2 protein-coding genes and 1 pseudogene are annotated in these 2416 nt (G+C 77.2%); 2 read left to right on the top strand and 1 reads right to left on the bottom strand.

The genetic code is table 11. The features are described 5' to 3' along the window. Nucleotides 1-21 precede the first annotated feature (21 nt). A pseudogene (locus HCN52_RS25775) lies at nt 22-687 on the top strand (acyl-CoA dehydrogenase family protein); the annotation flags it as partial. Nucleotides 688-911: 224 nt separating this feature from the next. Here the strand turns inward: HCN52_RS25775 and HCN52_RS25770 are convergent. Next, a complete protein-coding gene (locus tag HCN52_RS25770) occupies nt 912-1604 on the bottom strand; it encodes a class I SAM-dependent methyltransferase (protein ID WP_245175405.1) in 693 nt (230 codons plus the stop codon). A 132-nt stretch (nt 1605-1736) separates the two neighbouring features. Here HCN52_RS25770 and HCN52_RS23775 point away from each other — a divergent pair. Next, nucleotides 1737-2416 (top strand): UbiA family prenyltransferase (locus HCN52_RS23775; RefSeq protein ID WP_168090480.1); only part of this gene is annotated, 680 nt, incomplete at its 3' end.

Below are 2416 nucleotides of genomic sequence, written 5' to 3'. Positions count from 1 at the left end.
GCGCTGGCCGCCGCGCGGGAGTTGGCGCCGCGGTTCGCCGCTCGCGCCGCCGACCACGACGCCGCGGGGAGCTTCCCCGCGGCGGACTTCGCCGATCTGCGCGCCGCCGGCCTGCTCGGGCTGCTGGTGCCGCGGCGGCTGGGCGGCAGCGGAGCCTCCTTCGCCGAGTACACGGCGGTCGCCGAGGCCGTCGCCACCGGCTCCGGCGCGACGGCGCTGGTCTACAACATGCACGCCTCCGTCACCGGCGCGCTGGCGCACACCCCCGACGCGTTGCTGCGGGAACTCGGCGTCGACGAGGAGGTGTTCACCGCACGGGACCGGGCGCTGGCGGCCGCCGCGTCCGGCGCGCTGTACGGGGTCGCGATGAGCGAACGCGGCGCCGGATCGCGGCTGTCGCGGATCACCACCGCCTACCGCCGCGTCGGCGACGGCTTCCGGCTCACCGGAGCGAAGGCGTTCGTCTCCGGCGCCGGCCACGCCGACGCCTACCTCGTCGCGGCGCGCGAGCGGACCGACGACGGCGCGCCACGACGGGACGCCGCCGCGGCGGACGGCACCGGGGAGGGCGGCACCGGGGAGGAGACGCCCGCCCGGGTCTCCTACTTCCTGGTGCCGAGTGGCGAGGGCGTGCGGGTCGAACCCACCTGGGACTCCCTGGGAATGCGCGCCACCGGCAGCCACGACCTGCATTTGGACGTCGCGCTGCCCGCCGACGCGCTGCTCGGCGGGATCGACGGCCTGGCGGTGCTGCTGGCCCAGGTGATGCCGCAGTGGCTGGTCGCCTCCTACGCGGCGGTCTACGTCGGGGTGGCCCGGTCGGCGCTGGCGGCCGGGGGCGTCGTGTCGGCGGGCGTCATGTCGGCGGGCGTCGTGTCGGTCCCGCTGTCGGTCCGCTGCGCTGTCATCCCTCAGCCCTCCGCCGCTGCTCGTGTCGTCCGGCCCGGCTGGGCTGCTGCCCGGGGCCGCCCCGGGGTATCCGCCGCGGCCCGCCGGCCGCGCCCCTGGAAGAGCACCGCGGTCGAGGAGATGGGGACCATCGGCACCGTCTCCGACCGCCGCGCCAGCCAGGCGGCGAGGCCCCGCAGCGAGGGGCGCACCCCGCGTACCTGGAGCCGAACCCCGTGGCGGGCGCACTCCCGTGCCAACTCGGCCCGGTCCACCAAAAGTTCGGGGTCATGGACTCCTCGGGGCGCCATCCCCGGCACCCGCTCCGCGACCCCGATGGCCAGCGCGCGGCAGAGCGCGGTGTCCGCCAGGGTGTCCAGCACCAGCAGGCCGCCGGGGCGCAGCAGCCGGCAGGACTCCGCGACGGCGCGCGGGAGGTCCTCGACGTGCTCCAGGATCTCGCCGGCGGCGACCACGTCGGCGCGGCCGTCGCGCAGCGGGACCGCGGTGACGTCGCCCCGCACCGCGAGGACGCCGTGGTCGGCGGCCTGGCGGACGGCGGTCGGCGACCGGTCGACGCCGATGTGGTGGTAGCCCTTGCCCCGCAGGTGAGGGGCCATCAGCCCGCCGCCGCAGCCGAGGTCGACCAGCACCGCGCCCTCGCGGGCGGCGGGCGGGACCAGCTCCGCGCGCGCGGCGGCGAGCCAGTGCAGCATCGCGAACGAGCCGCGCGGCGACCACCACTCGTCCGCCAGGCGCTCGTACAGGGCCGGGTCGTTGGGCCGGATCGGCTCATCGGGGTGTTCCCTGAGGATGACCATGCGGTCAGGCTGGCACACTTGCCCGACATGCGACAGAACGTCGGGTCCGTAACGTCCTGGTGCCGTGCCGCGCACCCCTTGCCCGTACTGGCGGTGACCGGGGTCACCGCGCTGCTGGCCGTCGCGTGGGGGCACGGGGCGGTCGGCGTACTGCTGTTGACAGCGGCGGTGCTGACGGGGCAGTTGTCCGTCGGGTGGCTGAACGACCTGGTCGACCTGGAGCGCGACCGCGCGGCCGGCCGGGACGACAAGCCGCTCGCGCGCGGGGAGCTGACCCGGGCGGCCGTCGGCCGGGCGACCGCGGTGGCGGGCGGCGTCTCGGTGGTACTGACCGCGCTCACCGGCTGGCCGGCCGCCGCTGCCCACCTGCTGGCGCTGGGATCGGCCTGGGCCTACGACCTCGGCGGCAAGTCCCGCGCCTGGTCACCCGCGTGCTACGCGGTGTCGTTCGGGCTGCTGCCGGCGTTCGTCGTCCTGGCGCTGCCCGGTTCGCCGACGCCGCCGCTGTGGCTGGTGGCGGGCGGCGCCCTGCTGGGGTGCGCCGCGCACTTCCTCAACGTGCTGCCGGACCTGGCGGACGACGCCGCCGCCGGGGTGCGGGGGCTGCCGCAGCGGCTGGGCGCGGCCCGGAGCCGTGCCGATGGTCCCCATCTCCTCGACCGCGGTGCTCTTCCAGGGGCGCGGCCGGCGGGCCGCGGCGGATACCC

It is taken from the genome of Streptomyces bohaiensis, assembly GCF_012033785.1.
Classification (GTDB): Bacteria; Actinomycetota; Actinomycetes; order Streptomycetales; family Streptomycetaceae; genus Streptomyces; species Streptomyces bohaiensis.
Note: the sequence above shows the minus strand (reverse complement) of the source record. Positions and strands in the feature narration are given on the sequence as shown.